The sequence below is a fragment of the Pseudomonas gebzensis genome (assembly GCF_034427815.1).
Lineage (GTDB): Bacteria > Pseudomonadota > Gammaproteobacteria > Pseudomonadales > Pseudomonadaceae > Aquipseudomonas.
Genome location: NZ_JAXQNS010000013.1, coordinates 126,836 through 153,545, shown reverse-complemented (window position 1 = coordinate 153,545; position 26,710 = coordinate 126,836). Strand labels below are relative to the sequence as shown.

Below are 26,710 nucleotides of genomic sequence, written 5' to 3'. Positions count from 1 at the left end.
GAAACTACTACTGAAACGCCAGCCCTTGCACAAATCTAGGGCGCGGCCAAACACGCCTCAAAAGGAGCTTCACATGACTAACTTCATCAAATGCACCCTGGCTGCCCTGGTTGTTGTTACTGCCGCCGCAAACACCGGCTGCTCCGTGATCGATCGCCTGGAGGCCAACGCGCTGGCCGATCGCGCTGCACATCCTGAGAAGTATCAAGAAATTGATTCGGTCAAGATTGCCCAGATGACGAACAATGGCAACGGCATTGCCTTCCCTGAGTTCTGCACCTTTGGGTGCCCTGAAACTCAAGCCGATCTGACCCGCAACTGGTGATCACGTTCAGGACTCCGGCCCCGCGTAAGCGGGGCTTTTCATTTGCATCGTATAATATCATGGCACGCTGTCATACAATGGGCGTCACACGCCATACGCCCACTGGGAGAGCATACAGTGATCCACTCGTTCAAGCGCTATCGGAAGCTGTACCCCACGTCCATACGTACAAGGTTTGCGAACCTGGTCGCCTGCGCGCTAGCGGCGCCGTTCGTTCTGGTTGTTCTCTACACCCTGATAATGGCTTTCATCGGCGGCCTGTGGTTTCTAATTGGTAAGCTGGGCAACGCTGATCTGCTCATGCCCTATGCCTTCACTTGTCTGACCATCGCTATCCTATACAGGGGCTTGGATGCGAGAAGGAGTCGTAAGCTCTTTACCAAGTACCTTGCTGGCCAATCCAAAGAGGAGCTTTTAAAGGTTGCTCTGGCTCCAGATGGGGAATACTCAAAGCTCGACCGCCGCCTGGCTGCCGACGCGGCTCATGAGTCGACCCGTCTAAGCCAGCTGGCGGAGCGATCGCTGTGAGTGAGGTTGTCACTATCCGCATTACAGGGAAGATCGGCCCTGCGCCGCTGTGGGACGACATCCGCCTCGAATATGGCCAAGGGAATGACGCTGTGTCGTTTGCAGTGGTCGCACAGCCCTATCCTACCAGTGACCAAATGAATCACTGGTTAGGCGTACGATGTTCCGACTGGGTTCTCACAACCTATGACATCAACACGGGGGTGGGCCTATTCCTTTCGATCGATTTTGATGGCCCGGAAGTGGGTAGCATTTTGGATATAGACTCCAGCCACCAACTTCCTGAAGCTCGGACTATCATTTACATCCGCGAACCCTGACTTTGTGCACGCTGTAAGCCGCTGGCGTGCCATTGCTGACTTGTTATGGCACGGAAATGCAATGCCAACGCTAATTCAGTGACATTCCCTGCCACAAGCCGCAAAAGAATTCGTTGCAATGTACGCTCTTGCGGGCGTACAATTTCCCCATCATCTATTGGGGGAAAATGCTCATGGACAAAGTCGTCGCCTTCGATCCTTCGATCGGGTCGTACCGCATATATTTCCCTCGTGGCAGCGTGCTTCTTGATGCCGTTCGCGCCTTGCCAGTCCGTCGCTTCCATAAAGACTGGGATGATCCGCACTGGATCGTTGGTGCAGACGAGCAAACCTCGGCAGCCCTTGCCCAGCTATAAACTACCGACAGAGTTATGACGGTTGCACAGGCGTGCAATTTAGATCGTGGTTGCGGACAACCAAAATTTTAGCAGACTACTGAGGTATGTATGATTCTGGATCAACTGGGACACCTGCTCGCACAGATCCCAAACTCTACGTTGCGCTTGGGCGAAGTGGGCAAAGATTTGCCTGGCATCTTGGCCGGAGATGCACCTGTATGCAGGCTCGCTAAAGGTGCAATCGGGGCATCATACGGCGCCCTTTTTGTTGAGGTTGTGAATCGTCTGCCGGAGCTACTAACGGCTCTGCGTAACGCCAAGGCCGAGCATCGTGCCAAACGGCATCACGAGCAACGCGACCAGATTCACGGTGCTATTACCAAGGTGCTTGGAATGCGGCCTGGCTCGAAAGGCTCGGCGGGTATCTGGAGTAGACTCATTTTTACGAGTATCGAGCCAATTCTTGAAGAAGGCTATCTTCCTTCACCCCCCTCCGGCTCTAGTCAAGCAGCTGCTGCATGGGGTGCAGAAAACGTAAAGAAGATCGAGCAGTCTGCAGTACTTGAGTTCACCGCTTTCCTCATAGCACGGTCTGCTAACAAGCAGATCGAGGGAGAAGACGACATTGCGGCACTCCACGCCGAATGGGAGCAAGCTCGGCACGGTGTCGGTGGCTGATGAGGCGTACGATTGACTGCACCGCACCAGGAACGTATGTTCCGCGCAACGCAGCGTGATGGCGGTTTTCTTCTAGCGCAAATGCCACCGAACATTGAAATGAGTGAGAGTGATGACCGATAAAAAACCTGGCAGGACGGTCGACGAGGGTAAGCCTGGCGCAGGAAAGTCACTAATGACTTTGGACCAGTTCCACGTAGTGGTGCAGTTGCTGAAGGGGAAGCCAGGCACACCAGCCAACGATGCCGCATGCCTTGTATTGGTTGAAGGGCTAACCAAGCCTGTCGCAGCTGCGAGGACAGGCGCCACTCGCTCAACAGTACATGATGCGGTCACACGTTATTATGATGCCTTCGTGCTAATCGAGGGTGCTTGGCCTTCTACCGTCTCGGTTGCAAAGGAAATGTCAGCGCCTGCCCGCAAAGCCCACAAGGTTACTGCCAAAAACGTAGCGACCAAGCCAAAATCTACATGAAATACTCTGCCTAGTGCTGGGGTACCCAATTGCCAAGAAATACCCTGCCCCTGATAGAGGCTGTAAGGGAAAGCCGACTGCTGCGCATCGGTCGGGATCCCGAAAGCAGGCAGCTTCGCTTTGAAAGTGCACCTCCTACACTGGTGCGTGGCTACTACTGGATCTACACAGACCACTCTCTTGATGAGCTGGTAGCTTGTACGCCATCACCTGACAAGGGCGGCATCGATCTTGCGCTGCTTGCTAGGCTGCATCGTGATCTGGACAACGTCTGCACACTAGCGCCTGAAGGTTTTCGTCTGGTCTATAGCGGGCGCGCTGGAGAAACAGTTGGAGGAATTCTCGGTCGGCTGCGCCAGCACTTCAATGGCGGGACTGGTACCGGTGCTTTGCACATTTGCAGATCTAGCCTGAGCGACTTGATCAGATGGCGCTACTCCTACGCAACTATTGATGGTAAGGGCTTGGTCCACGCAGATGTGCCGTCCAGGTATGAGGAGTCAGGCCAGGTGGAGCGCATTTGGCGATTGCACTATGGCTGGCCGTTGTTCTGCACAAATTGAGCACCTTCTCAGTGACCGCCTGGCTGTAGAGCCACTTGGATGGGGTGATTGTCAGCAATACAACTGGGCCGAAGACATTGAGCCTTCAAAAGACCAGCTCTAAATAGCAGGACGCGGCACGGGTTAGGATACGGCATCCAAAGGGCTGACTCTGCCCTTTCAGAAATACAGCATTCTTGGGCCCGTGCCTGATCTGACTCGGCTCACCGCCAGGTTGTTTCTAAAAAGCCTGCGCATAAAAAACGTGCCTATCTTTAGTACAATCGCTAGCAGATGATGAGAGAGCAGATAGGATGGAATTGAGACTCGAATGCGGCGCAAAAAAAACCCGATGGCCGTGGCGATCGGGTTTAAAATGAAGCACTCAATTGCGAACGTAGGAGCAATTGAAGTTACATTCTAGAACAAATCGCCCAGAGGCGACAAGGGGTGCCACAACATTTTCACCCGAACCTTGAAGCCCTGAGCTAATGCTCAAAGGTTGATAGGGTAGTTAAAGACAATTCGTGTTTCATCCTGGTCACGCTGGTTGACAGCGTCGGAACGAAGAGTCGCGTTGCGGACCTGGATGCCGAGGTCTTTGAAAGTACCTGCTTGAACAACATAACCCAGAGTGAGATCGCGCTCCCATTCCGAGCGATCGGAGGTCGGGGCATTGATATCAGTGCCCTTTAAGTAAGCAGCAAGGAAAGTAAGACCTGGCACACCCACAGCGCTGAAGTCATAGGTGTACTTTGCCAACCAAGTCCTCTCGCCTGCACGCTGGAACTTTCCGATTTGTACGTCGGTTATCAGGTAGCTGGTTGCGCCGTCGCCCTGGTTAAGGAATGGGAAGTCACTAGTCCCGTTGACGCGCTGGTACCCAGCGGTGAGTCCGTGGCCAGCCAGGCTGTATGTGAACTGTGCGCTCCATGTACGGTTGTCGACTTCACCGTTGTTTTGGTAGCCGGAGGAACGATAGCCTGCAAGTCGGCCCTCAGCAGAGGCATTCTTGCCATCAGAGTCGCTGTTGAAATATCGAAGATCAGACTTGAGACTACCTACCGGCAGAGCTAGAGAGTGAGTAAGGCCCAAAAAATGCTGCTTGTAGAAATCGTCTAGATTGCCATAGTAATACTGCACAGTCAGATCTTTGCTCAGCTTGTAATCCGCGCCTGCATAGTAGAACTTGTTGCTTCGCTGCGCCGTGGCGCTGCGACCATTGGAGCCCGCAATAGAGAGTGAATCACTGTTGGATGAGTTGCGTCCCTTGGCATGCTCTAACTTACCGCCGACAAGCGTCAAATTGTCGATCTCGTTGGAGGTCACTTGGGCGCCTTCGAACGTTTGCGGTAGAAGGCGACCATCGTTGTACTGGACCACTGGCAGCTTAGGCATCAAAGTGCCGATTTTAGCTTCCGTTTTTGAGATTTTGAATTTGGCGGTCGCGCCTGCGTTGGCAAAATCGTTAACCGCACTTCCATCGGTCTCGCTTGGGAAGACGGTACCCCCAAACGCAGAATTGGTACCGTTGTAGGCGGTGCCACGCCCGGAATCGAGTCTGATACCATAAAGCCCAATAACGTCGAGTCCGACTCCCACAGTTCCCTGAGTATAGCCAGAAGTAAAGTTGAGGATGAAGCCCTGCCCCCATTCTTCCTGCTTGCTTGGAAGTGCAGCGCCGCTGCGATTGTCGCTGTTGATATAAAAGTTACGCGCTGCGATGGTGGTCTTCGAATCTTCGATAAAGCCTGCAGCATTCGCACCTGAAGAAATGGTGGCGAGCGTGATCGCTACAGCGAGTGTTGAGGGGTTGTTCACATCCTGCTCCTATGCTATTAATTTTTATCAGTTTTTTTGATTTATTTTGGCGTAATTTAAACGCGATTAGGCAACATGTCTAGGAACAAACACACTGGATCATATTCCCTGAAGCTATAAAAATCACGCTCAGAGCGACTAAAGTAGCACAAAAATAGTGGCTTTTTGAAATCACTGCTTTTAGGCTCCCTGTCTGACATCGACGACGATCCACTCTAGCCTAGTTATCAGTGCACTGAAGCCTTCTCGGGATACGCTGGGCCGGTCCGCCAAAGGGTAGTGGAAACGCTGCCGTAGTACTGAAAGCGAAGAGCTGTAGAGCGTCATGTAATACCTGTCAATCCGTAGTTGACAGGTATTACACCTGGCATTATCATGGACACATCAGCAGCCGCTGCAGCTGAATACTCAATCCAAGGAGCTTGATCATGAAGGTAACGAAATTCGCACTGGCCGCTATCATCGCTTGTGCTGCCACCATCTCTGGTTGCTCAACCGTCTCAGACCTGCATGACAAAGCTGAAGCGAAACGGGCTAATCCACCCTCCTCCTTTGTGCGTGCGCACGAGTTCGAGTCCAAGCTTGATCCTATGGGTTGGGGTGAGAGCAACCAAAACGGGCAGTGAGCTCTTAGACAGACAAAGACCCCCGCTATTAGCGGGGTTTTTTGTTCCTGAACTATTGCACTAGACCCAATCTCAGCAAAAGGGCAAATTTCTAGGTCTACCAGTCCCAACCGCTCGATACGCTAGCCAGGCGGCTCGACGCAATTATGGAGCGAACGTTTATGAGCAAACCGATCACAATGACACGAGATGAATTTGAGAGCGAAAAGCACAAGCTGATTCGCTTATCCATGGGGACGATCCGTCTGGCAGAGCTCATTTTGGTTGATGGTAAAACTCCCTCGGCCGCTGCCAAGGAAGTAGGAAGTTCGCGGCAAAATGTAAGCAAAGCTATGCAACGTGTTTACGCTGCTTTAGAAGACGTCCCAACTGGGTGGGTTCATTTCGAGGGATGGATGCCGGAGAAAGTTTCGATCAAGCTAAAGATTGAGATCGAGCGAGAAAGAAATAAACTGGATGAGTCGCGTTAGAAGTTAGAACCCCCACCAAAGCCTCAGGCTCGGTGGGGGTTTGACATCACATACTGCAACCGCCTCCACATGATTCCCAGAAAGAAGTTACCGTTATCGTTTTGCTAACGACAACGCTACCCTGATAAGCTTTCAGAGTGAAGGTTTCAGACCCTTTTCGCCCTGGGCTTGCATTAAGGTACAGCTGACTATCGAATTGATTCGGGGGCAACGGCTTATCTCTGAAGTGTAAGGAGCTTTCACTACCAGAATAATGCACCACGCCGAACCTATCGACCAGTTCATAACGGTCTGCCCCACTTACTGTCCAAGAAAAAATAACGTCGCCCCACATTGCGTTATCGTAATCAAACGAAGCCTGATTTTCAGTGTAATTCCTCGCGTAACCATTAGATCCCGACTTACCTTTGACCGAGAAGCTTAAAATTTCAGGACCGGCTGGGGCGACTGGCACCAGCGTTTCAAAGTTCACTTGTGCTTGCGCTGCTCCATTTCGCGTGGCAGTCACAACCCCGCTTCCTGGGGTGCTGCTAACTAAGTAGGCTGTTGCCTGTCCATTTGGGTTTGTTTGACTCTCTGTGTAGGTGAAATTGCCTAGGTTGGTGCTCCACTGCAGTGGCTCACCTGCGCCTACAGACCTCCCATTTTCGTATGCGAGTGTGGCTTGAAGCATAATATGGTTAGTGCCATCAGCAGGTACGCTTGGCGGGCTAGCAGAGAGCGATGTAACGTGCGTACTGTTGACGAGTTCGATTGATGTTGTTGCCCCGCCTCCCTTAGCGCTCGCTCCAATCGAGATTACGCCTGCACTAGTCCCTCCAGATGTTGAAAAGGTTACTGAGGATCGGCTGTCCTCCCCCGTCACGCTTGTATTGGAGGAAAAGCGACCAGAGGAGGCCGTCCAGCTCACCAGCACGCCCGATCCTACTGGCTGACCATCTTTCGTGCGCACTGTTGCCGTTAACACAGTCGATTCATTAACACCTATCGACAGTCGACTTTCAGAAGAGCTGACCGATATCACCTGTGAGTTTTCTTTCATATATTCGGTATTTGAGCAGCCTCCCTTATTGGTGTCCCATTTTTCATGTCTGGATGCATCGCAACCCGTCTCGTTTCCTTTGGAGATGATCACTGCCATTCCAGGGATGTGAATATCTTGGTCAACTATCGCAGTATTTTCTTTGAGTTGCGCTGCGCTAACATTCGAACTCATGCACAACCATAATGCGCCGAGTGCCAGCACTCTCACTTTCAAACCTTGGTGTAGCATCTCTTGATCCTTCTCGATTGTGATGCATCTGTCTCCGCGCCTCGTTAAATCGGGGCTGAGGGTCACCTTAAAGGGCGGCCAAGCTGGCACTTTACAACGTATTGTTATATTTTACATTGCTATCCGAATTTTCGAGAGCCGCTTGACACTCGTATGCTAGGTCGACCAGCGTCCCGCTGAATATGAGGCTTAGAGCTGAGCACCAGATGCAGCCTCAAATTCGTCTAACCAGCTTTCTATTTTTCATTGTCCCGCTGAGGTCCAAATGCGTCCCGCGACTGTCTCGGAATCAGAAATCATCAGCGCTGGCGTCACTCTCCAAAAGCTTGGTAAACGAGTCAGCGGCAATTCATTGCGTACTGTCATCGGCGCAGGAAACCCAAAGCGGCTGATGAGAATCTGGTCAGAGGCAATTGACCAGGGAGAGCGAGACGCGACGCATGAAGATGGCGAGTCTGCCAAAGGGTCGGGCTGCGTGATGAGTCCTTCCCAATCTTCCTCGAAATCCATGTGGCCAACACCAGGCGCGGAGCTAGCTAACCTTAGCGATCAGCTGATCGCGCTCAAATCTCAGCTGCATGGGCTCGAACACGAAAATCGACTACTGCATGCCCAGCTGCAGCAGTCGACTTTGATCGCGAATGCAGTCAATGATGGTTTGACGGAATCCAAGATCCGTTGTGCACAATTGGAGGCCAAGGAGGCTCAGCTGGAAAAGCGTATTGGTGAGTTACACGCCAGAGTCGATGAGCAGAGGGGAGAGCTCCATCGAAGCTCTCAGGCACGTATTGCACTGCAAAAGTCTATTGACGCGCTTACAGCCTTGAGCGTTGAGTCTTGATACATGGGGAAGGCTTCAGGATGACGGCTCTTAAAACAGCCCGTCATCTCTGCATATTTGAGGTCGACTCCCGTGGCCTTGGAATGAGTTCTAAAGCCGTGACTCGCACGCCTTGACGATCTTGGAGCCACTCGATCTGCTCAGCCTCCGGCTTCATTTGACAGCCCCCGCTTAGCAGCATCTAGCCAACCTGGCCCCTGTTGCTCATCCATAATATGCTTAACCCCGCTCAAGGCAGACAACTCGGCCCGCGCTAGATTGTGACCCTTGTCTGCAGCCAGATCGAACAAGGCATATGCTCGCGCCTCATCGCTCGGGCTGTGCTTGCGCAGCATGAGGTCCACGCCGCGCTGATAGTAAATCTCACCGCTCGCGCCACTGTCCTCGGGCATGTTCGAAACAAAGGCCTGGGCTCGGACTGGCTGGGGGTTCAGCGCGGATAACATCTTGGCAGCCCCCTGGTCATTTCTCTCGGCAGCAAAAGCTAGCGGAGCTATGGCATCGATCTGCCTACCTTGTTGGATATAAAATTTTCCGAGGGCCGCAGCTGCAGGGACGTCCCCCGCATTGAATGCCTGCACAAGGTAGGCTTCACCTTTCGCTGAGTCGTTGAGCTTATAGTCGCTGTATAGGTTGCAGAAGAGCATGCCAAGCTCGCGCTGTGTGCGGACGCTGGCGCTAACGTTAACCTCCATGACAGCCACGCCCCCAACCAAGTTTTGTGAATAGCCTTCATCTCCTCGAATCATCATCCAGCCTATGACCCGCGAGGCTTCTGGGTCGTTGAGGCTCGCGGCGGCTTCCACATGCTCACGGGCGAGCTTCATATTGGCAGGCCTGATGCCTGAGTAATATTTAGCGAGTTCGTAGTGAGCCTTTCCGCTTCCAAGAGCGGCAGCCTTTTCGAGATATTTGACCTTCAATGCTGGATCTCGCTGAGAGAGCGCTAGGTCCAGCGCCGAGCCTTGATGGGGCGACTGGGGATCGACCACAGTTAGATCCACGGTCACCCACGACCCTGCTTCCTGAATAGATTCGGATTCTTGATTGGTGGGTGGTTCATAGGGGAAGGACTCAGAGACGCCTTCAGGGAGCTGCAAGCCGGTATCAGCTTGCAAAAACAATTGTTTTGGAGTGCGTGGCTGAACTGAAGGCGTTAGGGAGCAGCCCGAGAAGGCAAGATTGGCCAGAACAGCAGCAAGGATTGCGCATCGACGGTTCATTCAAGGCTCCAAGGCTAGCCCTGCCGTCAGATTAAGCATGGTGAAAGCCTAGCTAATTTTGGCGGGCAACTTGATTGGAGCACGCGTTAGCTGATTACTATATACCGTATCTATATACATAGTAAGCCATCACCCTGCGGTCTCAGCAGGGCTCGGTGATCACAACATTTGGAATCAGGGTCGGATGGTCCGAGACTAGGGTAAGGTCGGCGACATTCAACCCGGCGAGATTGTACTCCCGCGATAACTGGTTGTAGGTTGAGATAAGGATCGTGTGCAGCTTGGCGTAGAGCGCAGCGGGATCATATGCCTTGCCAAGTTCAGGCGTCTCTTTTTTGTACTGATAGCTCGCCACACGCAGATACGATTCGAATTTGCGGATGCGCGGGTCAATCTGTTTGACGCTAGAGACATATATCGCTAGGCCAAGCGCGTCACACCGAAGCTCAACAGCGTTGCGGGTATAAGCACGTGCATCACGCATTTCTGTGATTGAGCTACCACAGGCGTGAGTGACGGTACCGTCGGATGCTGTGAAGGAAATTTGGTTGTATGCCCCGTACACAATGCCCTGTCTTGTAGGCGCTCCTGAGTCGGTCCATTGACCGCGAACGGCCTCGTGGATCAGCTTTTTAAAGCTGGACGCAATCGTGTTGATAGCGCCTTGCGCGGCAGGGGAACGGTGTTGCCCTGCCGTCGATTTTCGAGCGGGCAGCCCAATCACGTTGGAACCTTGTGTACTCATGCGTCAGGCCTCCCAGCCTTGGAGAAATTGCATTTGGTCGAAAGGCCAAAGCGAAGCGTTTAGTATCAAATCGTGATATCAGTCTGGTGCAGGTACGCCAACAAAACAAGACCTGGACCAAGCTTTTTCAGTGGAGTTTGACAAGGTTTAATAATACTCTACGTTGATTACTCCTCAGGACTCGGCAGATGCAAGGCTATTTCATAAAGAAAATGGGCGAGAACCGAGGCAAACCTCGCATTTGGCTGGAGAATTCTGAGGTCTCCTCCGCCGGATTCAAACCAGGCGATCGCTACGATGTAAAGCTCAAAGGTGGCGTGGTTACCTTGCAGGCAAATCCTGACGGGTCGCGAGTGGTCAGCAAAAGCAAGCGTACATCGCGAACCGGTGAGCCTCTTCCGATCATCGACCTGAACAGTAAAGCCTTGCTGGCGCTTTTCGAGGGTATGGAATCTGTTCGCCTGGTTCAGCGCAAAGGCGAGATCTACTTGCTTCCGTTGGCGTCAGAGGTACGTAAGAAAGAGCGTCTCAATAGGCTAAACCACAAGCTCGTCAATGGCATCCCCCTTAAAATCGGCAGTCTGTCACACGGCGTGGGCCTGCTTTCAAAGGCAGTTCACGAAGGGCTTCGCCAGTCGGGGATAAAAACCGAAAAGGGCCTAGTCAACGAGATCCGGCCTGAATTGCTGGATCACGCCTCCCACGCATCAGAATGGTCAGAAAGTACGATTCAGGTTGCTGCCCCAATGCAAGAATTCGCTTTCGATGAGGCTGCTATGCGGCACGTTCCGAAGCACGAGGGCATCGAGTTGGGTCTGCCTTGCTCAGGGGCTAGTGTCTCAGGCAGAGCTAAGCGGGGCACTGAAAAGGCTGAGGATCACCCCCAAGTAGGCCATCTTTTTGTGGCAGCCTTGATGATTATCGCCAAAGCGAACCCGGCATTTCTGCTGTTTGAGAATGTTGTTCCGTATAGCAGCACCGCAAGCGCTTCCGTTTTGCGCCACCAACTCCGCGATTTGGGATACGAAACCCACGAGACGGTGCTCAAAGGCGAGGACTTCAACGCGTTAGAATCCCGAAAGCGTTGGTGCATGGTCGCAGTCACTAAGGGTATGCACTTCGACTGGGACATGTTGCAAATGCCGAAGAAACGGGATCTGACCCTGTCTGAAATCATGGATGAAATCTCGCCAGATGACCCTATGTGGAGCGAAATGCGAGGCCTGAAGGATAAAGAGCAGCGCGATATAGAAAACGGCAAAAGTTTCAAGATGCAAGTTTTCCAAGAAGGTTCGCCGAAGATCACGACAATCACCAAAGGCTATGCGAAAAACCGTAGTACGGACGCCAAAATCCAGCATCCAAGTGATCCTGAGCTGTTGCGCATGCTCACAGTTGCAGAGGCTGCAAGGGCGATGCAGTGGCCACCCAGTGTCGTAGAAGGACTTTCCAAGACAATTGCCTTCGAGGCACTGGGTCAAGGCGTGCAACGCGACCCGTTTGTTGCAGCAGCCAAATTGCTCGGTGAATCAATTCTCGACTATCACCACAATGGCGAGTTTGGTGCACGCCAGCTTGTGCAGCTAGTAGCAGATTCAATTCAGGAACGGGCCTGTTCAGTGGTGAGCCAGGTTCGACCAGCCGTGGCAGGAATTACTTACGAAGGTCCTGTAAGCCTCAGCGATGTCGGCATCGTTATTCAGGACGTTGGTGGTGGCGTCGGCATTCTTCACAAAGCATCTGACCTACGTCAGGTGGCATTAGGTGAGACTCTGAGAGTGAGATACGCTTCTAAGACCTCAGCTCCTGAGATTGAACACCTCGATACGCCTGCGCCGCGTTTTATGCCTGAATCGGTAGGCTCCCAGCACGAGATCCGCGAGCCAATTCAAGCCCCCGACCATGCGACTCAGCCTGAGCACAGCAACCAGCTGGCGCTGTTTGGTAAGGCTGAATCGTTGGTATCCGAACCAGAGTTCGAGCGCCCTCGCCCGAGCTATGGCATGCGTATGTAATAAACAGTCAAGGAGATATCTATGTCGGTGCCAACCATTGAGTCACATCCTAATGCGGAACGAGCCAAAGCACTCATTACACGCCTCGAACAATTGAACCAAACCGTAAAGGAGTCAACAGCAAGCGCGCAGTTGATAGATGTCACCCTGAAAATTGGTGTGACCTACGCGGCCTTCCTGATTGAAGTTCGCGATCGTAACACCGCCCTAGACGCTGTCGATGTACCTGAGATGCTCAATCGAACCGAAGAGCATTGCAGGATTTACGAGGTTCAGTTCCCGTCGATCGCGAAAGGAGTCGGCGCATGAACCACCAGGAGCAAACTTTTCTGCAAAAGGTGAACGACAACTTCAGCCAGTTCACCAAAGGCATCATGACCTCCCCCGAAAAGTCATTCGCCCTCGCGGCAACTCCCCTCCTCGGCGCGGCGGTTGCATACGGGGCCGTGTACGCTGCAGGCGTAATCACAGGGAATCCTGAGGCGGTTACATCAGCCTATTTCCACATCAACAATCCCGATTCATCGATGGCTCTCGCTGCACTGAAAGGTGAGCTGCCATTTGACGCGGCAAACAAGGCGTTTCAGCTTGTCGTGGGTGGGTTCGGTTCCGGCGCGATTGCTGCGGGTCTTGCAAAGGTTGCGCAGGCCTTCCAAAGCCTCAGCGAAGAAACCGATCACCTGAAGCGTGAGAACCAGTTGCTTAAACGCGAATTCGCAAATGACCGGGCGCTGGATAGCGGTGACCCGAAAAGCTCTGAATCCTTGCGATCCAAATTCAATAAAGGCCTAGAGAACGTGCAGGTGCGTAGTGAAGAGCGCCAGCAGCAGGAACAAGCAACCAGAGTGAGCAGCGGGCCGTCTCAACGGTGAATTTGAAAGTCGCAACTGGGGACCTGCATCATTAAGGTTGCGACTCTCAGAGTCTCGTAAGCACTCCCACAAAAGGTCCACAAGTTTGCAACAGCCATTAAGCTTCACCCTTGTCCTCGTGCCAATGCTACTGCTGCCAGCAGCAATCGCGGCGTGGTACATGGCTAGCATTTTCAAGCGCGTTGAGTGGTTCGCCTGGGCTTCAATTCTTCAGGTATCAGTTAGCGCTGCGTGTGTGATGTTTTATCTGTTCGGCACTCTGCAGAACGATCGCACAATGGGCATGGCCGTTGGCCTGTTCGTTGGTCTCACCATTGCTTATGCGGGCAAAATTCTCCTCGATAAGTCACGTTAAAAATCCCACACCCTATAGGTATTCTTATGAACAAATCTGAACTGATAGCATCCCTTGCTGAGCGCGCAGACGTCTCCAAAGGCAAGGCCACCGCCCTCTTGGAAGCGTTCCAAGACATCGTCGGGGAGGAGCTCCGAGAAAAACGTGAGGTTGTCCTGGTTGGTTTTGGCACTTTCAAGGTGAAAGAGTCGGCAGCCCGCGTCGGCCGCAACCCTAGTACGGGTGAGCAAATACAGATCGGTGCCAAAACCACAGCTTCCTTCAAGCCAGGCAAAGTCCTAAATGAAGCCGTGCGCTGATCTTACTGGTTTTGTTGCTGATGGGCTTTAAGCGGGTCTCTCACGCTAAAGACACCAGTTCCGTACTCAGTCGGTAGTGAACACGCTTCTTGGATCAGATCTACGCAAGGAGCGAGCGAATCCGAACTGGTGCGGCTGCGCATCATGTCTGGACCCGAATCACCTGAGGCTTTGTCCCGACAGGACAAGAGACCGTCAGACACAAACTTCTGTGCCCCCCGCCCCGCGCATGTCGCGGGGTTTTCATATGCGGACTTGATTGTACGCCTGCGGGGGCGTACAATAGTGGTTATTCAACTCATTCAACGAGGACCACTTCTATGCACTACTGCGTCGTTTCAAGGAATAGCACCTATCTTGACAAACACGTCGAGTGCGGCGAGATCGTATCAGTACACACTACGTTGTCGATCGCGAAAGAGAAGGCCGCCAAGCTTCTCCTACGCAACATTGGCCGCAATGACTTCATAGCTGTGGAGTCTGAGCAGCCACGCAAGAAGGGTGATATTGCACTGGATCTGATAGAGCTATACGACGTCGCAAAGCGGGAAAATCGCTGCTTAGATCTCATGCGTGCAATTCTGTCGGTCGAGCTGACTGGTAAGCGGTCTCCGTTCGCAGATGATGCTGGGTACCACCTTCAGGATCTAGGGCTGACGATCGAAGAGCTTCGAGAAAAATACGAGCCTCTAGTCAGGCAAGAACATATGAATGCCACTGACCTGAGGCAAGCTGAAGCTCAGAAAAGATCGAGAGCATACACCGAGCAGAAGGCCATCGATGAGATCCGCAACGAGCCATGCTTTGCGGTGCCTGCTGTCAGAGGTATTCAAGCTCGCGGCGAATTCTACCTCGCGCAGATCCCCTACCCTATCCTCGCCAAGCTTTTTGTCTTTGACGAGGAAGCGGTACCTGCTGAGCTTCGCGCTCAACGCGTGCTCAACAAGAAGCGTGGCGAGGCAATAAGCGACTACCTGCTTGAGAACCGGGATGACTACGTACTTCCTGCGCTGACCGCCAGCGTAGACACTCGGATGGCATTTGAGCCCATGGGTGGCGTAAGTCAGCTGGGCATGCTGCATATTCCCATGAGCGCAACCATGCTCATAAATGACGGCCAGCATCGCCGTCACGCTATCGAGCTGGCGCTTAGAAGTGACCCTACGCTGCAAAACGAGACAGCTCCTGTGCAAATCCACTTTGACCAGGGCCTGAAAAAATCACAGCAGATGTTCGCCGACATCAACAGTAAAGCGGTGAAACCGTCGTCAGCGCTCAATGCACTCTACGATCAACGCAATCCATACAACGGCTGGATTCAGTGCATGCTGGGGGCGATGCCAGAAATCAAAAAACGCATCGACTTCGAAAATTCAACACCTGGCCCGCGCTCCTACAAGCTCTGGAGCCTGATCGCATTCAAGAAATTCGTTACGTTGCTAACCGGTGTAAACGAGAAGACGATCGGGCAACAAGAAAAGCAACGTTTGGATGCAGCGTCAGGCCTCGTGGAGCGCTTCCTAGCTGAATGTGGCCAGCATCTGCCTAACTGGGCCCAGATGATTGAGAGCAAGATCGCAGCTTACGACATACGGGAGACAATGGTGATCGGTCACGCAGTATTCCTGGAGGCGCTGGGGATTTTCGGCCGTGTGGCCCTTTTTCACGGCAATCGGCTGATCGAGTTCAACCGTTACGAGAAGGTCCTAGACCCGGATCGAGCAAACTGGATGGTGATGGAGAAGCTGGTCAACATCAATTCAGCCAAGCTCGATCCCATGTGGGAAAATCGATGCGTGGTCTTGGGCAAAATGCAGAAGACCACCGACGGCACCAAGTCAACAGCTGCAAAGCTATTGCAGCTAACCGGTGTACCTCTCCCTGAGGATCTGGCTAGCGTAAATGAAAGAGTCGAGGTCCGATCCGTGGCCGAACGCTCAGCGAATTTGTGAACCGGGCCTCAGCGAAGGGCCGGTCATCTGGTTGGCCCTCACTTGATCGCGGCATGGATTCATGAAATGCGCAACTGGCTGCTAAGGCCAGCGCGGCAAGGCGAATTCCAGGTGTCAGAAAAGCACAACATTATTGACTGCCATCAGATGCGTGGCGATAAATCCTGCGACTAAGCTGGGGCCGTATGGGCACGGCCCCGATCTCCTTCTGACCATCAAGTAGACGATCCCAACGAGCACGCCCAGCACACTCGCTATCAGGCTGAAGGTCAACATTGACCCGATGCCTAGCCATGCACCCGCAACCGCGCAAAGTTTTGCGTCCCCACGACCCACTGGGAGCCACCTCAGGGCGCAATACCCTACTGCGGCACCTACAACATGGTCGGGCACCTGGCTAGGGATTAACACCGCGTAGTAGAGCAGTCCAGCCCAGGCCAGCGGCAACACGATTGCATCAGGGATGTAATAGGTCTCGAAATCTATGATCGCGACCAGCATGAGCATCCAGAAGACCATGCCATACAGCAACGCAGAAATGGTCGGTCCGTATTGCCACATAGACAGGCATCCTAATGCCATACAGGCAGCGCAGATCGCAATTATCCGCCGCCCTCCCCCCAATCCCCACCCGAAGGACTTGTCCAGCTGAGCTGGAGCACTTTCAGGCGGAAGCTTTAGGAAGTCGATTGCACTTGCTCTCCATTCGCGATCGAGGGCGGCAGGTATGCCCAAACTAGTGGCTGCAACCACTAAGCCTGCTAGCAAGCCAGCCACAGATGATAAAACGAAGAGGGGCCACGTGAGCATGATAGGAGGCACTTAGGGTTTGGGTGGTTAGAAGCCAAGGAGGAGGTAAATAGACCTTAGGGATGCTGCGCGAGCGCCCGATTGACCTTATCAGCGTAAATCTTCTGATTAGCTGGGGTAGGCGAGTTGTATGCACCCACAGCGCGCCATGTTAGGCCGTGCCTCTTAATGCTGTGCGCGAGGATCCACGCCCCAACATAGGCAGACGTGCAGGCATCGAGAAGGTCAGCTTTCTTGATGCCATGCTTTGCCAGGGTCGGGAGCCACCAGTCGTTGATCTGCATGAGCCCGGTATCACTGGTGCCATTTTTGTTTTTGCCAATAGCTTTTGGATTCAGATCTGACTCGACCTTCGCGATCGCCCTTAGAAGCGCGAGATCCACATGATGATGAGCAGCTGCTTTGGCCATGCAACCATCCACCTGGCTGTCGGCCAATGCGTGTCCCGTAACAAGCATGACCGCCAATGCGAATGGCAGTAGAAGGCATTGCCTAAGCATTTGCAATTGGAAGACGAGCATATTAGAGGTACCGACATCCTTGGGTTACAAGGGCCCGAGCGGAGGTAGAGGCAGGGGTGATTACAACTTTGTTGGAAACGATCGACACCCCCTGAGTAACCCGGATCGAGCTGGACGGATTTGAGGTGGTAGTGCCGTTGAAGCTCCCGCTAACTGACACTGCGCCCGAATTGCTGACGTTACCTGAGCCAGTTATTCCACCTGAGATAGATCCACTGATGGCAATGTCACTGCCGGTCATTGTCACGTCAGCATTCATGAGAGTGGCATAGGCAAACGGTTGCATTTTCGCACCGCAGGTTGGCGTAGTGAGCGTGGCGTTATTTGCCATGGCCTGGGTAGATAACAGCATATGATCGTTGAGCTCGAACCAACGTCCTCCGCTGCAGACTGAGAAAGCTCCTCGTGTACTAGTGCCGTAGGTGCCTTCCTGGGAACACACCTGCCCACGTACAGCATTGGTGGGTAGATTGATGCCCTGCTCTGCAGTCACGACCTTGCTCACAGTAAGATTGTCTTTGAGGAAGATGTGGCGCGTGTCGCCTTGGCGAACGAACTGACTGAACATAGAGTCGTTGAGGGACGCGAGCACTACAACGTGACCGGCGCTGCCAGCTGGAACACCCAGGCTCGACGCTTTCACCTCAAACAAAGGGCCGCGCACGGTAGTCGAGTCGAGCATATTCGATCCGCCGTAGCCTTCGGTTGCGGCCAAGGCAGCTCCTACCAGGTTGATGTCAAAGTCAGAGCCTGCAGGTGGAGCCGGACAAGTTGTGATGCCGACCGCACCAGCCGAGACGAACTTGTTCATGGGCCAACAAGTGAAAACGTAAGCCTCGATCCTGCAACTATTGCCCGGACAAGAACCTGTCCTGAGGATCTGGACATGCGCAGAACGCCCGAGCGGAGGTGTATCGGGGAAGGAGTCAGGGAGAAGATCAGAATCTTTGAGATCCTTGATCGAAACTGTCTTGGACCCTCCCGAAAACTGAGCCCAGGTTGGTGGCGTGGGATACGTTCCAGGTGGTGCGCTGCTCGTGTCGGTCTTTGTGAAGGCCGCATCGTAGTCAGACAAAGCTTTGACGACCGCCGACCGCACGGTATGCAGATACCGCCCCGTGGATTCAGCGGCAGCGTCATTGATGTGGTCGACAAACTTGCGCGCACCCAACCCAGATAAAATGGTCATGATGAGGATGGCGATCATGACTTGTATAAGCGCAAATCCGCGTTGGTTCTGCGCTTTGACCGATCGTACCTGTGTTGAGTGTGCCAAAATCAAATCGTCCTCAGCTGCGGTTTACGGTGAATACGAAGGTGTTGGTATCACCATCCGTGCAGTTAGCGGCTGCACTGCCAGCGACATAGCCAGCCGTGACGACGTTAGTGTTGTAGTTGGTGGTTTTGGCAACCTTACCGTTGATCGTGATGTTGTCGAAGGTACCTTGGAGCGATGTCGCCAGGCCGGGACAGGCAGCATCGCTCACACTGGCAAAGGTCATAGTGAAGGCTGCGCCGGTGGTCTCCAGGGTAATCAAGCCGTTATCTCCACCTCCGATGCCGTGGCGGACGTCGGTGCCGCCAGTTCCTTGACCGGAGACTGCGCCAACCTGCAGAGAGGAGCCCCGAACTGCCCTTGCAAAGTACGCCTGGGTAAGACCTGCATATGGAGTGGTGCCAGTGCCGGTGGTTGAGACTTTCACGCGGGTCACAAAGCGCTGAACTTCTTCAGCGACAGATGGAATAGCTCCTTCGACCAAATACGTCTTGATCTTAGGGATGCCCCAGACCGCCAAGATCAGCATGATCATGATGCCAATACCGATGGTCAGCAGGTAATTACCCTTTTGGTGTTTAGAATTTTTGAACGACTTCATAATTGCAACTCCGTTGTTTATAAAAAAGCAGATATGTTTAGGCTAGGAACATCTGCAGAGACCGCCGAAGATCGTCAATGGCTGTCATATGCCAACCAAGCAGGTAAATGGACACACCTATAGATATACCCATAATTCCCCAAGCGATCAGAGCACTCTGCAAAGTGATTTTTTTTAGCACGCGCTGTTTTAGCCTGATCTTCACGTATTGAAGAGCCTCGCTCAGACCTTGCGATTCCACAAGGTCAGAGATGTACCACTGCATGGTTTTGTCCATAATGCCAGTAGTAAATATATCCGGTCCTACGTTTCCACGAGATACCATTGCCAGGATGCGAGACAGATGGTAGCGCTTCCAACGGGTGGCGCCATTGATCTGCATTTGCAGCGCGGGCTTCAAATTCACAGCAGTCTTGTCACTTTCACGTACAAGAGCAGCCAAAGTTGATAAAAACCGAATGCTTTGGAAGTCACGATAAAGACCCCATACAAGGCCGTACTTATCGAGGAATCTTCTGGGCCGTCCTGTGACACGCGAAAGCGATAAGGTTACTGCTACGAATATTGCAACAGTAGAGCTAATGATCAACGCCTTCGAAGATTCTACAAATCCAGCGAACTCAACCAACTCGCGGGCGCTGCCAGGATAGTGATCGAGAGGCAACATAGAAAACGCTTCGACGATCTTCGGCACGGTGTAGGAAGGCATCAGAATAACCATTGCAGTAGTCATCGCCATGCACATGACAGAGGCAATGAGGGTCACAAACATGATCATCCGAGCCTTGGTAAGCAGCTCACTATTCTCAGCCAGATCGCGCAAAGCACCATCGAGTGCTTTCTCACCTCCGCTTTTGAGTAAAGTGTCCAACACAGCAACGTCTTCATCCGGCAGGGTACCCGCAAAGGTCCGTTGTAGGCTCCCACCACCACTTTTGAACTGTTTGATCCAGTGAGCAGATAACTTGCCTCTTGCAGAGTTACCGTAGCGGTTAACATCGCTTTGGAAAATGTCGATAAGCGATTTACGACCGCGAGTACCTGCAATAGTGTCTGCAAGGTAGGTGTAGTAGTCTCCCCGTTTTCCGGCGAAGAATATTGAGGCAAGTTTTGCGTCGATCGTCATACCAGGAACAGTGTGCTGACTGAGCCAAGCAGATCCCCGCCCTAAGAGTGATTTGATTTTGAATGTGGCTGTCATGCTTTCTCAACCTGGGAGACTGGCTGTCGGATTTTGCCAATCAAAGGGGCAAGATCAGCCGTTTGACCTTTCAAAATCCCCAGCTCTTCAGCCATCCTTAAACGCATGCGCTCATAGGTATCAAAGTCCATTGTTTTCTGCTCAATGTCTCTTGGGTCGAGCTGGCCGAGTAGAGCTTTATAAAGGGCACTCTCCATGATCGACTTGTTGGTCATGTCAGCATCCGACACATGAGTGCGCGGCAGACTTTCTACATACTCTTGGAGGCCAAGGGTATCTCGATTGCGGATATGCCGAAGAATGCCGCGATCGACTTGCGGTTCTAACATTGAAGCTACAACAGTCCGACCAATATAGCCATTCAGTTGAGGTAGATCGTCGCTTCGACATTCATCACATCCATCGTCGTTCTTAACGCAAAGTGATGATGGATCAAGCTGGAAAAGTCGTTCGAGTCGCTCAATGTATCCCAGCCAGTACGCACGATCGTGGAAATAGCCTCGACGATCATTGCCACCTACTTCGGCAAGTTTGCTTATGGGAAGACTGCAATGTGGGCACAGTACTGGAACCAGCGCCTGATATACTAGCAAGTTCAAAATCCCTGGAGAGGCAAGGAAGTCGTAGGGAATCCCAATAGCTTCGGATGCTAAACGCTCTGGAATCTGAACGTTTGATTTAGCGTGCAGGGTGCAATATAGATTAGTACCTGAGCCTGTGATGTCTACAAAGGCAGCGCCTGTTTGGGTATCTCGAATTTCGCCTAGGAGAATGTCATTGCCAGCAGACCGTTTGAATGTCTTCAGTTTGGAAGTAAATGCCTGATCATCATCGCCTTCCAGAGAGCGAACAACAGTGCTTTGAAGCGCGTTCTTGATCAGGTATTCAACTGGGTCTTCCAGCGTAAGGATTTTACGCGAATCTGGAATCATGCTGAGAAGTTCAGCAAGGGTTGTTGATTTACCGGAGTTCACTACCCCGGCAATAATTATCGACCCCCCCTCCGCATTTTGAGCTCGTACAAACATTGAGATTTGGGAAGGCAAGAATCCCTGAGATTCTAAGGAGCGACGCTTGACACGCTGATCCATCTTGAGAATCCGTAGAGTCACAGAGGGGCCTCGATCGGCAGCAAGGGAAGCCCAGCGGCACATGATTCGCTCATTCTCAACATGAATGATCAAGTTGCACTGCTGCTCGGTATTTTTGGAAAAGACAGCTGCACCCCCACCTTTACTCTTCTGCCATGCCACATTGATTAACTCAAGCAGACGGCTGGTTTCGATTTTCCCTGAGGGTGGTGCAGTGTATTGACCTTCGATCGTGTAGCGTATCTGTGAGTAAGGCTCGCCGTCGTCAACGTTCAAATGCACGTCTGACGCTGATCGCTCTACACCGTATCGAACGATTTCAGTAAAGGCTGAGAGGTGTCCTGATTTGTCGTCATCGCTCGTCCACTCTACAACATCGTCGTCTTTACGAGCATTGATGGCCAGAAGGACGGTTTGAGTTACTACCACCAGTTTTATGGCCTCAGCCTTAGCCCCCGCTGTTACACACTTCTGGAAAACAGCGCTGAGGATATCGCTGGCATGATAACCCTGGATTGTTAGTACTACCCACGATTTGTCGGCAAGCTGGACCGGACAAACCTTATTGACGACGTTTTCCACAAGCTCCCGCCAGACAGTCCTTATGGGAGAACCGAGGTAGTCAAGCAGCTCCGCTTTACTGCTGATAACAATTTTTCTATCTTCAATGATCCCGTCGACTTGGCCCACCTGTGGCTCGGATTTGCCAGCAACCAACTTCTCAATAGTGAGAATAGATTTTGAATGTTGCGCAACGGTCATGTAGATACCTATTTAAATTTGTTAGTCATGCAAGCTTCGTGTTCTGTCTTCGAAGCATCGACGACCTTCACACAAGGGAGCTTGATACGTACAAGTTGGAAAGGAAATCCTGAGGCACTACCTACCGGCTGGGTTTGACCACGTTTATATCTAACTTGCGAGCCATTGATAGACACATCTGCCATGAGGCTATTACCCAGACCAAAGATCCCGAGGACCTCCATATTAAACGGCGGCACTTGGGGTTGGGCAGGATCATCTACGCCTACGGCAGGTGATTCTTTACCTACCGCATCTGGAGTTTCTTTAATGGGACTAGACTGGGAGTCCATCCTGGCCTCAGCATCAGCGAGCATCTTCTTTTCAGCCCGTAGAGCGCGCTCAGCATCAATCACGATCATTTCACTTACTGTCCGCGAAACCGCAATCGCAGGCGCTGATGGCCCTGACATAGATTCATCTGCGGAAACAGCAGAGCAAAATGCAGAAAGTATGGCAATAAAAGTTGCTTGCGCTCGCTTAACGCACATACATTTCCCCAACTAACTTGGTTGTAAATAGGCTATCGCGTAACGTTGGCACTGACGTGACTCCTTCAACAGCCATGCTCACACTCAAAATTTTCGTGTAGTTTATGAGTGGCAGAACAAATAGGGATCGAGCCGGACCCACCAGCTCGATAGTTTGAATACTGGGTTTTTCTATTCCTTCAGTGTTACCAGCCGGGTAAGTGACAGGAACCATTTCATAGCGGCTTCCATTTTTAACCGATACTTGGGGGTCTGGAAGCTCTAATTGAACCGGTGGCGAGAGCTCAACAGACCTGAACGCAGGCAACACTCTTTGGAGCGCGCTGATATAGTTGAGACTGAAATCCTCAATAGGTTGGATTTCCACCCTTTTCATTACAGTCCTATGTGCGGGCACTGTCCAGGCTGCCACAGCGCCAGTGAGACCGTTCCAGCTTGCTGTCCAGCCTGTTGGCAACCCCCCCACAAAAGACAAATTGGTTGCCCCTATGCCTGCGTCATAGTTGGCACTACAGGACCACGCATTAGGAATTGCTGTGCATCCAGCCTTAACTAGATCCCATCCGCCAATGTCCATAGGTGCACGGCCTAGCCCCTGTATTAGAACTGTAAGACCCTGCGGGCCGTCCAATAATATGGAGCCCGCCCAAACGTCCAGAGCGTTCGCCCACTCGTTTCGAGCATCGACCGGTTGTTGCGCTTCAAGCTCAAGTGCTTTGCGAGTTTCTGCTTTTTTATACTGATCCCAGGCGGTATCAATAGCGATCAACCCGACTAATCCTCCCAGCAGCATTAACAATGGGCGAGGGATCTTTTGGAAAGCATTTTTAACTGGAGCTAGTTTGGTCCGTATGTTGAGATGGGTTTCAAGATCGAACTCGGACTTTACGATATTGACCGCTGACGAAGAGTCTTTAAACCTAGACTCTACCTCCTCAATAAGCGCCCTAGCGTCCTCCTTTGACAAAAGAACATCAGTGCCCTGGATGATGTTACCGTCATGGACCCCAGCAACCCATACAAGCTCTTCACCCAAATCCTGAGCTGTGAGGAATACGCCCCCTTGATGGGCTTGCGCAAATATTGCAGCTGCCGAGTAGAAGCTGCGGCCTCTAATCTTCGCTAGCTCTGATGGAATCCTGACGGTGCCGCAAGAAGCTGAGTGTTCGCCAGCTGCAACAAAATGAGTTGCTTTATTCGCTACGGCTGCCTTCATCGACTGTGCAGCGAGATTGGCGCCCAGCAATGTCTGCCATGTTAACCCACCAAAGACAATCGAAGTATCTGGGTTGGCCTCAAAAATTAACGGCTCGTTCATGACTACTTTTCTCGCACCAGTGCAGTCAGTACGAAGATTGTGACCCTGTCGGCCTTATTAGCCACGTCCGAGCCCCCAAACAAGATTGATGCTCTACGATCTGTACGACGTTCGTCATAACTAGAACTGTTCGCCGTAGTTGCACTGATGACGAAGGGTTGCCCGCTACGCAAGATTGCAGAGCGTACAAGCACATCACTGACAGAAGATGGCGACTGCACGTAGCTACCGTCTGGAAGTACTTGCTTATCGAAGACTGGAGTTGGCGTATTGTCGTACTTGATGGCCATGTTTATGTCGCCATCTGAGTACGCATAGGGAACAACAGTAATGATGCGCCCTGATACTTCTTCTGCCTGCGTTACGGTAACGGTCGGCTGATTTGCGTCTGAAATACTTGGGGTCTGCTCAAGTTTGTCGATGTACTTCTGGCGCTGAGGTCGACCTGATGTGGCGGGCTGACCATTGATAGCGCCAAAGGTATTCATTTTCTGATCGACGATCTTTCCTACCTTGCTCAAAGCCTGGATTGCTACACCTGATCCGGCCCATTGGCCACTGCCAATGGTAGCGCCGATCGACATTGCGGCGCCTTCCTGCTCAAGCAAAGAGTTCAACCCATTGATGTTAAATCCGTTGCTGCTTCCGTTCCCGTTGAACATCAGATTCCATTTTCCACCGCTTTGGGCGCTGGTAGTGTGCTCAACAGTGATTTCTTGAAAGACCAGGTCAATCCTGCGCGAGCGCATTTTGTTTTCCTGGCTGATGAACTTCTCGATTTGATCTAGCGAGGATTTTATGTCGGTGACAACTAGGAGACCACCAGAACCGGCTGCGATCTGTCCTGACCGCGACATAAACTGGGTCACTTTTGAGACAACCCCTTCGAGGGGCGATTCTTTTGGCGCAACAGCATCGAGATGTGCTTTTGATTTGCTGTTGAGACCACTACTTCCTGCTGCGTCGATTCCGCCGCTCAAGTCGATGGACATTTCCGAACTAGAGGCCAGCTCGGCACCCCTGATTTCGAATGTGCGCGTCTCGGTGCGATAAAACACGATCGCGCCAAGACTCTCATCATATTTCCAGTACACCCCCAAGCGTAGAGCAATGTAGTCGAGAGTGGGAGCCAGCAGTTGCGTCCCAGTCGCCTGGCCCAGAATCTTCTTAGTCGAAGCACTAGGGAGGGCGGTGACTGGAATATCTGCGATCGCATAAGCACCAGCGGTTGGCAGGGGTGAATCAAGCGCGATCGGGGTAGTGCTAGCTGTCGTTGGTGCGCGGACTGGAGTTACATTCACCCCCCCGCCCTGCCGCTCCTCTAAACGCGGCCCGAAGTCTTCCAGAGGCAGCAATGCATCAGGCATCACCTTAACTGGAATGCGCGATGCTTCGGTAATTCTGGATGCCAATGTGACAAGGTCTGCCTCATCGCTCCAAAGCATTGTTGTATCGATGGTTCCGCGCAAAGGCGCTGGTAAAGTCACCTCGCGAGAAAGCGGGATCGCTTTTCCCGTGATGTACGGACGATTCACGTCCTGGGCGGCTCGGCGCGCATCGAGCGTGACAGTGTTCATGTTCCGCGCAACGTGATCTTGCGCTGCACCGCCCACTTCGGACTCGAGTCCATCAATGTTGGCTTTATCGATGTAGGTCGAGCAGCCAGACCCCAAAGCCACGCTCAATGCCAGCAGAGCTGGCCGCAGGATTTTTTGCTTCACAGTAGGTTTCATTCAGCGAGCGCTCATCTGGTCGCATACCTGGTTGATCGGCACTACCCGAACGACTCGGTTGCTGTAGAAGCAGGGTTGCAATGGGGTATCGCCGAGCTCGGTGGTGGATATCAGCTGGCGTACTGCAGCTTTGAAGTCACCTGAGAAAGGTGCGCCAGCAGTAATCGGAATATCGACCGGTACTGCCCAATGCTCCGGCTCGAATGTCCAGTTAGCTGTTCTGCTCCAACTTTTCAGAGCTTCGCGGATGGTCCGGTCTTTCGCCGAAACGATCCAAGTAGGCAATGCAGGCTTAGCTGGCTTGGGTGGTACGTACGCCGCTACGGAGGTCTGCGTGTTGAGTGCAGGTTTCGTCAGGCCGCCCGCCTGAACTGTCGGCGGGACTGCAGCCGGAGGCATTACCGCAGTACCCTTTCCAGCTGCAAACGTAGTAGCTCGGCCAGGTGCACTGGACGAGTTGGTTGCGGGTAGAGATCCAGCTTGCCGAGAAGGCTCTGGCATGATGCGCATACTATGCGCCAGGCTAGACCCGCTTGGACGCCCCTTGGAAATCATGATCGTGTGATCAAACCAATCGATGTGGAAATGGAGCTCGTATCGCTCGCCCACCGCCTTCATCACCTCAGGCCATGTTTGTCCCCCAGCAAAGGTAATCGCAGAAGGGACAGCCTTTTTGTCGAGCTGCTTTGCCCTGTAGACCTGCCAACCTTTGGGTAAAATCATACCCATCGCGTCGTCAAACGGGATCTCTTCGCCGAAACCAGGAACAATACCTGGCTCACCTGAGCCACGCTGAGTGACCGGGGTGTATGCGAGGTCTACCAAAAGCTCTGCATCCTTGTAACGCGCCTGCTTGGGCTCCATGCTGCCGCTCGGCGCAATGAAGGTTGCCTTGCCTTGAGCGCTATATGGCTCGTGCTTTCCCATCTGGCCTCGCTCTGCGCCGATGATGCCGGAGTCATCAATGCCAAAAGACGCGGAAGCCGTGGAAGAAAATGTGGCTACGGCCATTAGAGCGACGGCTAGCTGGCTCAGCTTCACGAATGCGCTCCTTGTCCTAGTTCTACGTGTCCGGCTTTCATTCCTGCTCCAATCTCTCGCTGAAATTCACTCTGAGCACCCCTCATCTACCGTTCGGTGGCAAGGTGCACAGCTTGTTGATTTAGGTC

29 protein-coding genes are annotated in these 26,710 nt (G+C 52.6%); 15 read left to right on the top strand and 14 right to left on the bottom strand.

Annotation, left to right across the window (positions count from 1 at the left end; genetic code table 11):
- Nucleotides 1-73: 73 nt before the first annotated feature.
- The 6 genes from SJI00_RS21310 (at nucleotide 74) to SJI00_RS21285 (ending at nucleotide 2,664) form a co-directional block, all read left to right on the top strand.
- Nucleotides 74-325: a hypothetical protein gene (locus SJI00_RS21310; protein WP_322463661.1), complete on the top strand. Its 252-nt coding sequence runs from the start codon at nucleotides 74-76 to the stop codon at nucleotides 323-325.
- Nucleotides 326-442: 117 nt separating this feature from the next.
- Nucleotides 443-853, top strand: coding sequence for a hypothetical protein (locus tag SJI00_RS21305; RefSeq protein WP_322463660.1), 411 nt, complete (start codon nucleotides 443-445; stop codon nucleotides 851-853).
- Nucleotides 850-1,173: a hypothetical protein gene (locus SJI00_RS21300; protein ID WP_322463659.1), complete on the top strand. Its 324-nt coding sequence runs from the start codon at nucleotides 850-852 to the stop codon at nucleotides 1,171-1,173. Before SJI00_RS21305 ends, SJI00_RS21300 begins: the two co-directional genes overlap by 4 nt.
- A 173-nt stretch (nucleotides 1,174-1,346) precedes the next feature.
- Nucleotides 1,347-1,529: a hypothetical protein gene (locus SJI00_RS21295; RefSeq protein ID WP_322463658.1), complete on the top strand. Its 183-nt coding sequence runs from the start codon at nucleotides 1,347-1,349 to the stop codon at nucleotides 1,527-1,529.
- A gap of 90 nt (nucleotides 1,530-1,619) precedes the next feature.
- Nucleotides 1,620-2,189, top strand: a complete 570-nt coding sequence (locus tag SJI00_RS21290) for a hypothetical protein (protein WP_322463657.1) — start codon at nucleotides 1,620-1,622, stop codon at nucleotides 2,187-2,189.
- A gap of 112 nt (nucleotides 2,190-2,301) precedes the next feature.
- Entirely contained in the window at nucleotides 2,302-2,664 is a 363-nt protein-coding gene (locus SJI00_RS21285) for a hypothetical protein (protein WP_322463656.1), read from the top strand.
- 1,037 nt (nucleotides 2,665-3,701) lie between these two features.
- On the opposite strand, the gene SJI00_RS21280 is transcribed toward SJI00_RS21285, so the two are convergent.
- On the bottom strand, nucleotides 3,702-5,027 hold the full coding sequence (locus SJI00_RS21280) for an OprD family porin (RefSeq protein WP_322463655.1): 1,326 nt from the start codon (nucleotides 5,025-5,027) through the stop codon (nucleotides 3,702-3,704).
- A 428-nt stretch (nucleotides 5,028-5,455) separates the two neighbouring features.
- On the opposite strand from SJI00_RS21280, the gene SJI00_RS21275 reads away from it, so the two are divergent.
- Together SJI00_RS21275 and SJI00_RS21270 are read left to right on the top strand one after the other, a co-directional pair.
- Nucleotides 5,456-5,653: a hypothetical protein gene (locus SJI00_RS21275; RefSeq protein WP_322463654.1), complete on the top strand. Its 198-nt coding sequence runs from the start codon at nucleotides 5,456-5,458 to the stop codon at nucleotides 5,651-5,653.
- Nucleotides 5,654-5,814: 161 nt separating this feature from the next.
- A complete protein-coding gene (locus SJI00_RS21270) occupies nucleotides 5,815-6,123 on the top strand; it encodes a TrfB-related DNA-binding protein (RefSeq protein ID WP_322463653.1) in 309 nt (102 codons plus the stop codon).
- 46 nt (nucleotides 6,124-6,169) lie between these two features.
- On the opposite strand, the gene SJI00_RS21265 is transcribed toward SJI00_RS21270, so the two are convergent.
- Nucleotides 6,170-7,396 carry an Ig-like domain-containing protein gene (locus tag SJI00_RS21265; RefSeq protein WP_322463652.1) on the bottom strand — a complete coding sequence of 409 codons (1,227 nt, stop codon included), beginning with the start codon at nucleotides 7,394-7,396 and terminating at the stop codon, nucleotides 6,170-6,172.
- Nucleotides 7,397-7,661: 265 nt separating this feature from the next.
- Between SJI00_RS21265 and SJI00_RS21260 the strand changes: the two genes are divergently transcribed.
- Nucleotides 7,662-8,237, top strand: coding sequence for a hypothetical protein (locus SJI00_RS21260; RefSeq protein WP_322463651.1), 576 nt, complete (start codon nucleotides 7,662-7,664; stop codon nucleotides 8,235-8,237).
- Nucleotides 8,238-8,377: 140 nt separating this feature from the next.
- Here SJI00_RS21260 and SJI00_RS21255 read toward each other — a convergent pair whose 3' ends face one another.
- Entirely contained in the window at nucleotides 8,378-9,460 is a 1,083-nt protein-coding gene (locus SJI00_RS21255) for an SEL1-like repeat protein (RefSeq protein WP_322463650.1), read from the bottom strand.
- Between the two features lie 142 nt (nucleotides 9,461-9,602).
- Entirely contained in the window at nucleotides 9,603-10,205 is a 603-nt protein-coding gene (locus SJI00_RS21250; protein ID WP_322463649.1) for a hypothetical protein, read from the bottom strand.
- Between the two features lie 188 nt (nucleotides 10,206-10,393).
- Here SJI00_RS21250 and SJI00_RS21245 point away from each other — a divergent pair, with 188 nt between their 5' ends.
- From SJI00_RS21245 to SJI00_RS21220, 6 genes are all read left to right on the top strand, one after another.
- Entirely contained in the window at nucleotides 10,394-12,220 is a 1,827-nt protein-coding gene (locus SJI00_RS21245; protein WP_322463648.1) for a DNA cytosine methyltransferase, read from the top strand.
- 21 nt (nucleotides 12,221-12,241) lie between these two features.
- Nucleotides 12,242-12,529 carry a hypothetical protein gene (locus SJI00_RS21240; protein WP_322463647.1) on the top strand — a complete coding sequence of 96 codons (288 nt, stop codon included), beginning with the start codon at nucleotides 12,242-12,244 and terminating at the stop codon, nucleotides 12,527-12,529.
- Nucleotides 12,526-13,092, top strand: a complete 567-nt coding sequence (locus SJI00_RS21235; RefSeq protein WP_322463646.1) for a hypothetical protein — start codon at nucleotides 12,526-12,528, stop codon at nucleotides 13,090-13,092. Before SJI00_RS21240 ends, SJI00_RS21235 begins: the two co-directional genes overlap by 4 nt.
- Nucleotides 13,093-13,177: 85 nt before the next feature.
- Nucleotides 13,178-13,447, top strand: a complete 270-nt coding sequence (locus SJI00_RS21230; protein WP_322463645.1) for a hypothetical protein — start codon at nucleotides 13,178-13,180, stop codon at nucleotides 13,445-13,447.
- 26 nt (nucleotides 13,448-13,473) lie between these two features.
- Nucleotides 13,474-13,746, top strand: a complete 273-nt coding sequence (locus SJI00_RS21225) for an HU family DNA-binding protein (protein WP_322463644.1) — start codon at nucleotides 13,474-13,476, stop codon at nucleotides 13,744-13,746.
- Nucleotides 13,747-14,066: 320 nt separating this feature from the next.
- Nucleotides 14,067-15,698 carry a DNA sulfur modification protein DndB gene (locus SJI00_RS21220; protein ID WP_322463643.1) on the top strand — a complete coding sequence of 544 codons (1,632 nt, stop codon included), beginning with the start codon at nucleotides 14,067-14,069 and terminating at the stop codon, nucleotides 15,696-15,698.
- Between the two features lie 114 nt (nucleotides 15,699-15,812).
- Here SJI00_RS21220 and SJI00_RS21215 read toward each other — a convergent pair whose 3' ends face one another.
- The 10 genes from SJI00_RS21215 to SJI00_RS21170 form a co-directional block, all read right to left on the bottom strand.
- Nucleotides 15,813-16,259 (bottom strand): prepilin peptidase, encoded by a 447-nt coding sequence (locus SJI00_RS21215; protein ID WP_322463642.1) that lies wholly within the window; start codon nucleotides 16,257-16,259, stop codon nucleotides 15,813-15,815.
- 305 nt (nucleotides 16,260-16,564) lie between these two features.
- Nucleotides 16,565-16,918, bottom strand: coding sequence for a lytic transglycosylase domain-containing protein (locus tag SJI00_RS21210; protein ID WP_322463641.1), 354 nt, complete (start codon nucleotides 16,916-16,918; stop codon nucleotides 16,565-16,567).
- Between the two features lie 112 nt (nucleotides 16,919-17,030).
- A complete protein-coding gene (locus tag SJI00_RS21205; RefSeq protein ID WP_322463640.1) occupies nucleotides 17,031-18,236 on the bottom strand; it encodes a hypothetical protein in 1,206 nt (401 codons plus the stop codon).
- An 82-nt stretch (nucleotides 18,237-18,318) separates the two neighbouring features.
- Nucleotides 18,319-18,906 carry a type 4 pilus major pilin gene (locus tag SJI00_RS21200; protein WP_322463639.1) on the bottom strand — a complete coding sequence of 196 codons (588 nt, stop codon included), beginning with the start codon at nucleotides 18,904-18,906 and terminating at the stop codon, nucleotides 18,319-18,321.
- Nucleotides 18,907-18,943: 37 nt separating this feature from the next.
- Nucleotides 18,944-20,107, bottom strand: a complete 1,164-nt coding sequence (locus tag SJI00_RS21195) for a hypothetical protein (protein ID WP_322463638.1) — start codon at nucleotides 20,105-20,107, stop codon at nucleotides 18,944-18,946.
- Nucleotides 20,104-21,960: an ATPase, T2SS/T4P/T4SS family gene (locus SJI00_RS21190; RefSeq protein ID WP_322463637.1), complete on the bottom strand. Its 1,857-nt coding sequence runs from the start codon at nucleotides 21,958-21,960 to the stop codon at nucleotides 20,104-20,106. Before SJI00_RS21190 ends, SJI00_RS21195 begins: the two co-directional genes overlap by 4 nt.
- 8 nt (nucleotides 21,961-21,968) lie before the next feature.
- Nucleotides 21,969-22,361, bottom strand: a complete 393-nt coding sequence (locus SJI00_RS21185; RefSeq protein ID WP_322463636.1) for a hypothetical protein — start codon at nucleotides 22,359-22,361, stop codon at nucleotides 21,969-21,971.
- Nucleotides 22,362-22,479: 118 nt separating this feature from the next.
- Complete coding sequence (pilO2, locus tag SJI00_RS21180; RefSeq protein WP_322463635.1) at nucleotides 22,480-23,808, bottom strand: type 4b pilus protein PilO2; 1,329 nt, start codon at nucleotides 23,806-23,808, stop codon at nucleotides 22,480-22,482.
- 2 nt (nucleotides 23,809-23,810) lie between these two features.
- Nucleotides 23,811-25,541, bottom strand: coding sequence for a hypothetical protein (locus tag SJI00_RS21175; protein ID WP_322463634.1), 1,731 nt, complete (start codon nucleotides 25,539-25,541; stop codon nucleotides 23,811-23,813).
- Entirely contained in the window at nucleotides 25,542-26,582 is a 1,041-nt protein-coding gene (locus SJI00_RS21170; protein WP_322463633.1) for a toxin co-regulated pilus biosynthesis Q family protein, read from the bottom strand. It lies immediately after the preceding gene.
- Between the last annotated feature and the right edge of the window lie 128 nt (nucleotides 26,583-26,710).